We start from the raw sequence: 6,734 nt of genomic DNA on the forward strand, positions 1-6,734 counted from the left end.
GCCGTCATGATCGCCTCGACACTGGCCACCGGCGTTCTGACACCACGCTTCGGCCCGAAACCGATCGTCCCGGGCGTGTACCGCCCTCCCCCTGGCCACCCACGGTCACGGGACCGGTGGTTCACCTCACCGGGGTGTTCACCTCACCGGGGTGAAGTCCCGGGCCCCGATGTGCTCCGGCCGCCGCACCGGCGCCGCGAACGGCTCCACCGCCGTGTTCTCCACGCTGTTGAACACGATGAAGACGTTGCTGCGCGAGTAGGGCGTGATGTTGTCACCCGAGCCGTGCATGCAGTTGCAGTCGAACCAGGTCGCCGAACCGGCCTTGCCGGTGAACAGCTTGATGCCGTGCTTGTCGGCGAAGCCGGAGAGCGCCTCGTCCGACGGAATCCCGGCGTCCTGCATCTGGAGCGACTTCTTGTAGTTGTCCTTCGGGGTCTGGCCCGCGCAGCCGAGGAAGGTCTTGTGCGAACCCGGCATGATCATCAGGCCGCCGTTGGTGTCGAAGTTCTCGGTCAGGGCGACCGAGACCGACACGGTCCGCATGTTCGGCAGACCGTCCTCGGCGTGCCAGGTCTCGAAGTCCGAGTGCCAGTAGAAGCCCGAGGCCCCGAAACCCGGCTTGACGTTGATCCGGCTCTGGTGGACGTAGACGTCCGAGCCGAGGATCTGCCGGGCGCGACCCACTACCCGCGGGTCGCGCACCAGGTTCGCGAACACCTCGCTGATCCGGTGCACCTCGAACACCGACCGTACGTCCTGCGACTTCGGCTCGATGATCGAGCGCTCGTCGGCGCGCACGTCCGGGTCGACGATCAGCCGGTCCAGCTCGGCGCGGTAGACCGCGACCTCGTCCGGAGTGATGAGCTGCTCGATCGCCAGAAAGCCGTCGCGATCGAAATCGCTCAGCTCGGACGGTTGCATCGGACCCTCGGCCCCGGGGTCGGACCACACGACGGGGTCCACGCGGGGCGTGGCCACCTCGAGGGGACCGCGGGTCGGGTACAGGTCAGTGACCGTGGTCATCGGATCATGCCTCCTCGGTCTCGGTGATCAGGGGGTATACCCCGTTCTCATCATGGTCCTCCCGTCCGGTGATCGGAGGGTTGAAGACGCAAACGCATCGAAAGTCCTTTTTGATGCGCATGGTGTGCTTCTCGTGCCCGTCCAGCAGGTACATGGTGCCGGGCGTGATGATGTGCTTCTCACCGTTCTCGTCGTTGGTGAGCTCGGCCTCGCCCTCGACGCAGAGGACCGCCTCGATGTGGTTGGCGTACCACATGGACGTCTCGGTGCCCGCGTACAGCGTGGTCTCGTGAAGCGAGAAGCCGACCTTCTCCTTCGCGAGCACGATGCGCTTGCTCTCCCACGTACCCGACTTGGCCTTGACGTGCCTTTCGGTTCCCTCGATGTCCTTGAAGGATCGGACGATCACGGTGAGTCGCTACCTTTCTGCAGTTACGTTACTGAGGGTGTTCAGGCGGTCTCTCGGACCGCCCGGGCGAGGATCCGCAGACCCTCGTCCAGCTCTTCGGGCGTCATCGTCAGCGCCGGCAGCAGCTTGACGACCTCGCTCTCCGGACCGGAGGTCTCGACCAGCAGGCCGAGCTCGAAGGCGCGCTTGCAGACGGCCGAGGCGCGCGGCTTGTCCTCGAACTCCATGCCCCACACCAGGCCGCGGCCGCGGTGGCTGATGCCGGAGTTCTCGTCGCAGATCGCGCGCAGCCCCTGCTCGACCTGCTCACCGCGGGCCAGGGTCTGCTTCTCCATCTGGCCGTCGGCCCAGTAGGTGTCCAGGGTCGCGGCGGCGGTCACGAACGCGGGGTTGTTGCCACGGAACGTGCCGTTGTGCTCACCAGGCTCCCAGATGTCCAGCTCCGGCTTGAAGAGGGTGAGCGCCAGCGGCATGCCGTAACCGCTGATCGACTTGGAGACCGTGACGATGTCCGGGGTGATGCCCGCCTCCTCGAAGGAGAAGAAGGCACCGGTGCGGCCGCAGCCCATCTGGATGTCGTCGACGATCAGCAGCATGTCCTGGCGCTCGCACAGCTCGGACAGGGCGCGCAGCCACTCGGCACGGGCGACGTTGATGCCGCCCTCGCCCTGCACCGTTTCGACGATCACGGCGGCGGGCTTGTTGAGGCCGGAGCCCTGGTCCTCGAGCAGCCGCTCGAACCACAGGAAGTCCTCGACCGCGCCGTCGAAGTAGTTGTCGAACGGCATCGGGGTGCCGTGGACCAGCGGGATACCCGCACCGGCCCGCTTGAAGGCGTTGCCGGTGACGGCGAGCGAGCCAAGCGACATGCCGTGGAAGGCGTTGGTGAACGAGACGATCGACTCGCGCCCCTTGACCTTACGGGCGAGCTTCAGCGCGGCCTCGACCGCGTTGGTGCCCGTCGGGCCGGGGAACATGACCTTGTAGGGCAGGTCACGCGGGCGCAGGATGTTGTTCTGGAACGACTCCAGGAACGCGCGCTTGGCCGTGGTGGACATATCGAGACCGTGCGTGACGCCGTCACGCTCGATGTAGTCGATCAGCGCCCGTTTCAGGACCGGGTTGTTGTGGCCGTAGTTGAGCGACCCGGCTCCGGCGAAGAAGTCGAGGTACGTGTGGCCGTCCTCGTCGTACATGTGGCTGCCCTGCGCGCGGTCGAAGACGGCAGGCCAACCGCGGCAGTAGCTGCGCACCTCCGACTCCAGGGCCTCGAAGACGCTCAGGGCGGGCGGGGTGATGGTCACAGCATTCTCCTGGGAGATGAGTGCGAGGGGTGAGGGGGTGAGGGCGTGCGCCCTCGGGGTGTTCAGGGGCTCGCTGTACGGGGGATCGGGGGCAGAAATCGGGGATGACCTCGGGATGCCGTTACCGGGGCTCAGCCGCGGTCCGCGAGCGGACCGATGCGGTAGAGCACCTCGGGCTCGTGCCCTCCGTCGGGGAACAGGCCGCCGTCGAAGAGCACCTCGTGCTCGACGGGCGCGCCGTGCCGCTCGGCGAAGGACGTGAACAGCCGGTTCGACGCGGTGTTGTCCGGGGTGATCGTGGTCTCGACGCCCCGGATGCCCGTCGCGGCGACGCGCGCGGTCAGCCCGTCCAGCAGGGTGGCGGCCAGTCCGCGACCGCGCCACGCCTGATCGACGGCGACCTGCCAGACCACCAGGGTCTCGGGCCGGTCGGGGCGGATGTAGCCGGTGATGAAGCCGACCGGTCCGCCCTCGGCGTCGCGCGCCACCACGGAGGTGGCGGCGAAGTCGCGGCACCACAACAGGTAGCTGTAGGAGGAGTTGAGGTCCAGAGTCTTGGAGTCGCGGGCGATTCGCCAGATCGCGGCTCCGTCCTCGACGCGTGGTGTGTCGAGGGACAGCCCCTCTGGCAAATCAATTTCGCTACGGGCGCCTACTCGGTCTGCTTGTGCGGCGGTCATGCGAATTCAATTTACCCAGCAGAATCTAAAAATGCATCGAGGAGAGGGGTTACGTAGACGGGGGTCGATGTGGTAACACGCGAGTGCGCGCGCACGCGCGGCAGATCGTTGAAAAGCGCTATTTTGTGGGGGAGTTAGCGGGTCGAAACGGTCGGCGTGTGGAGTGTGTCACATGTGCGTAACGGGTGCGTGATGACACCGAATTACCGTGTCCTGGACCACTAAAAAAAGTGCGTTTAGAGATCGGAAGAGCGGGAAGACGAGATAGGAAGATGTGCATGAAAAGCGCCCCGAATTTGTCTTCCGGTCTTCCGGAATTCATTCCACCGGGCTTGGCGCATCGCTTCTCGCACGGAACATACCCCCGAACTCACGGAAAGTCGCCACGGACGGCGAATGCGCCGGAGGGCCCGTTGCCGGAGGCGGAGTAGCGGTCCCGCCCGGCGTCCCGGCTGCCCTCGGCGTGGTTGTACTGCCCCGCGAAGACATGGCGCCCGGCCGGCACCGTGGCCCCCTTCCGGAGCGTCCAGCGGTAGACCAGCACCCCGCCCTCGGAGCGCACCGAGACGGCCAGGTCGTCCACGGGCAGGGTGCTCCAGGACCCCGTGGTGTGCACCCCGCCGTTCTCGGCGACCCGCAGCTCCACCGTCAGCGACGTCAGCGGCTTGCTCGTGGTGACCGTGATGTCACTCTGCGCCCAGTACGGGTTGGAATTGGGGTTGATCGCCCCCCGCGAACGCACCGCGGGGTCGGCGAGATGGTTTGGACCGACCGAGGTGGGATAGGCGCTCGGCGTGTGCCGACCAGCCCCGTCCCCCGCGCCGCCGCCCGGCCGTCGCGCCGTGCCGCCGCCCTCGCCCGCGGGCGGCCCGGCCGGTTCGCTCGACGTCCGTACCGTCTGCGGTCCGTCGGCGGTGTCGGTGGTCACCACCGCGATCCCGGCGGCCGCGACCGCCGCGGCCAGCCCCGCGGCCGGGCCCACGACCCGGGTCCACTGCCGGGCGGGGACCCGGCGGCCGCTCCGCCGCTCGCCCGCCGCCATGCCCGCGGTGACCCGGGCCAGCATCCGGGCCCGGTCCGGCTGGTGCGCCTCGGCGGCCTCGCGCAGCTCGGCGGCGACATCGCGCCGGTCGTCGCGATGGTCGATCATCAACCGTTCCCTCCTGGGTGCCCGGCATGACCCACACGGCCGGGGCGGAGCCCCCGTACCGTCTCCTGCGCCGACGGCGCCGGCGGCGGGGCCTGCGCCTGGGTGCCCGCCGCGGGCCGCTCGGTGTCGTCGTCGGGCGGGCCGAGCAGCCGCTCCAGCTCGGCGATGCCGCGGGAGGTCTGGCTCTTGACCGTGCCCACCGAGATGCCGAGCGTACGGGCCGTGTCCCGCTCCGAGAGGTCGAACGCGTGCCGCAGCACCACGCACGCCCGCTTCCGGAACGGCAGCCTCACCAGCGCGGCCTGCACATCCACCATCGCGGACACATCCGGATCGTCCACCCGGTCCAAGCGCTCCGACGAGAAGAGCGCCACCCGCCGCCGCTCGCGCACCAGGCTGCGGATCCTGGACCGGGCCAGGTTGGCGACCACGCCCCGGGCGTACGCGGCCGGATGCTCGGCGACACGCACCCGGTCCCACCGGTGCCAGACCGCGACCAGCGCGTCGGCCGCCAGGTCGTCCGCCCCGTCGGAACTGCCCAGCAGCAAGTGGGCGAGGCGGGCCAGTTCGGCATGGTGCCGCTCGAAGAACTCCCGGAACTCCGCCTGTGCGTCGGCCGCGGGTAAGCCGTCCGCCGGTAAGCCGGACGTCGGTGTGGTGGCCGCGGCGGACGGGCCATCGGTAGGAGCGCTCACACGGGCCTCCTCACTGTCCCTGCTGTCCCTCGTCCGGTGGGTTGCGTGAGCGTAGCAGCGCTCCCCGTGTTGTACGAGTGGAGCCCTTCCGCTTCCCCGGAATTGGCCGGTCAGCGGCCGCCCGCCGTCTCGTACAGTGCGTGACATGAGGGAGAGCGCGGTGCTGCACATCAAGGGGCGGATCCTGGTCGGCCCGGAGGACGGGGACGCCGGTGGCGTCCGGGACGAGTTGTGGGTGGTCGACGGGAAGATCACCTTCGACCGGCCGACCGGGGCCCGGGATGTCCGGCAGCTGGACGGCTGGGTGCTGCCGGGGCTCGTCGACGCCCATTGCCACGTCGGCCTGGACGCCCACGGCGCGGTGGACGACGCGACGAGCGAGAAGCAGGCACTGACCGAACGCGACGCCGGGGCGCTGCTGCTGCGCGACGCCGGATCACCGTCCGACACCCGCTGGGTCGACGACCGCGAGGACCTGCCCCGCATCATCCGGGCCGGTCGCCACATCGCCCGCACCAAGCGCTACATCCGCAACTACCCGCACGAGATCGAACCGGAGGACCTGGTCGCCTACGTGGCGGCCGAGGCGCGCCGCGGCGACGGCTGGGTCAAGCTCGTCGGCGACTGGATCGACCGGGACAGCGGCGACCTGTCCGCCTGCTGGCCGCGCGGGTCGTACGAGGCGGCCATCGCCGAGGCGCACCGGCTCGGGGCGCGGGTCACGGCGCACTGCTTCGCCGAGGAGACCCTGGCTCCGCTGGTCGAGGCCGGGATCGACTGCATCGAGCACGCGACCGGGCTGACCGAGGACACCATCCCGCTGTTCGCCGAGCGGGGCGTCGCCATCGTCCCGACCCTGGTCAACATCGCCACCTTCCCGCGGCTCGCGGAGGGCGGCGAGGCCAAGTTCCCGCTCTGGGCCGACCACATGCGACGGCTGCACGCGCGGCGCTACGACACGGTGCGCGCCGCCTGGGACGCGGGCATCCCCGTCTACACCGGCACCGACGCGGGCGGTTCGCTCGCCCACGGGCTGGTCGGCCAGGAGGTCGCCGAGCTGGTCAAGGCGGGCATCCCGGTGCGGGACGCGCTGTCGGCGGCCACCTGGGGCGCCCGGACCTGGCTGGGACGGCCGGGGATCACCGAGGGCGCCCCCGCCGACCTCGTGGTGTACGAGGCCGATCCGCGCGCCGACGTACGGGTGCTGACGGCACCGCGATGGGTGGTGCTGCGGGGCCGGGTGTTCTGAGCGGGACCCGGGGGACCTGGGGGGCTTGGGGTTACGTGGCCATCGAACGCTTCGGCGAACAACACCCTTTGGGATGAACGGACTTCATGTGTCTGCCTGTTTACCCTCGGTGCGCAAATATGGCGTGGTCGAGGCCGTCGGCGCCCGTGGAGTCCCCCGCGGCAGGCGCCGGCGGCTCCATGTCTCCTGTGGGGGTCAACTCACGTGTCCTTTTCACGCAA

At 69.4% G+C, this 6,734-nt stretch carries 7 protein-coding genes; 1 reads left to right on the forward strand and 6 read right to left on the reverse strand.

Going from position 1 to position 6,734, the window contains the following annotated elements:
• Positions 1-138: 138 nt before the first annotated feature.
• From thpD to SSOG_RS34580, 6 genes are all read right to left on the reverse strand, one after another.
• Complete coding sequence (gene thpD / locus SSOG_RS34555) at positions 139-1,026, reverse strand: ectoine hydroxylase (RefSeq protein WP_009718912.1); 888 nt, start codon at positions 1,024-1,026, stop codon at positions 139-141.
• A gap of 4 nt (positions 1,027-1,030) precedes the next feature.
• On the reverse strand, positions 1,031-1,435 hold the full coding sequence (locus tag SSOG_RS34560; RefSeq protein ID WP_009718913.1) for an ectoine synthase: 405 nt from the start codon (positions 1,433-1,435) through the stop codon (positions 1,031-1,033).
• Between the two features lie 41 nt (positions 1,436-1,476).
• Positions 1,477-2,739 (reverse strand): diaminobutyrate--2-oxoglutarate transaminase, encoded by a 1,263-nt coding sequence (ectB, locus tag SSOG_RS34565; RefSeq protein ID WP_009718914.1) that lies wholly within the window; start codon positions 2,737-2,739, stop codon positions 1,477-1,479.
• A 131-nt stretch (positions 2,740-2,870) separates the two neighbouring features.
• Positions 2,871-3,419 (reverse strand): diaminobutyrate acetyltransferase, encoded by a 549-nt coding sequence (gene ectA, locus SSOG_RS34570; protein ID WP_009718915.1) that lies wholly within the window; start codon positions 3,417-3,419, stop codon positions 2,871-2,873.
• Between the two features lie 370 nt (positions 3,420-3,789).
• Positions 3,790-4,569, reverse strand: a complete 780-nt coding sequence (locus SSOG_RS34575) for a hypothetical protein (protein ID WP_039939356.1) — start codon at positions 4,567-4,569, stop codon at positions 3,790-3,792.
• Positions 4,569-5,135, reverse strand: a complete 567-nt coding sequence (locus tag SSOG_RS34580; protein ID WP_009718917.1) for a SigE family RNA polymerase sigma factor — start codon at positions 5,133-5,135, stop codon at positions 4,569-4,571. The genes SSOG_RS34575 and SSOG_RS34580 overlap by 1 nt, the downstream gene beginning before the upstream one ends.
• 274 nt (positions 5,136-5,409) lie before the next feature.
• Here SSOG_RS34580 and SSOG_RS34585 point away from each other — a divergent pair, with 274 nt between their 5' ends.
• On the forward strand, positions 5,410-6,513 hold the full coding sequence (locus SSOG_RS34585; protein WP_208867391.1) for an amidohydrolase family protein: 1,104 nt from the start codon (positions 5,410-5,412) through the stop codon (positions 6,511-6,513).
• Positions 6,514-6,734 lie beyond the last annotated feature (221 nt).

This window comes from Streptomyces himastatinicus ATCC 53653 (assembly GCF_000158915.1).
GTDB classification, from domain to species: domain Bacteria; phylum Actinomycetota; class Actinomycetes; order Streptomycetales; family Streptomycetaceae; genus Streptomyces; species Streptomyces himastatinicus.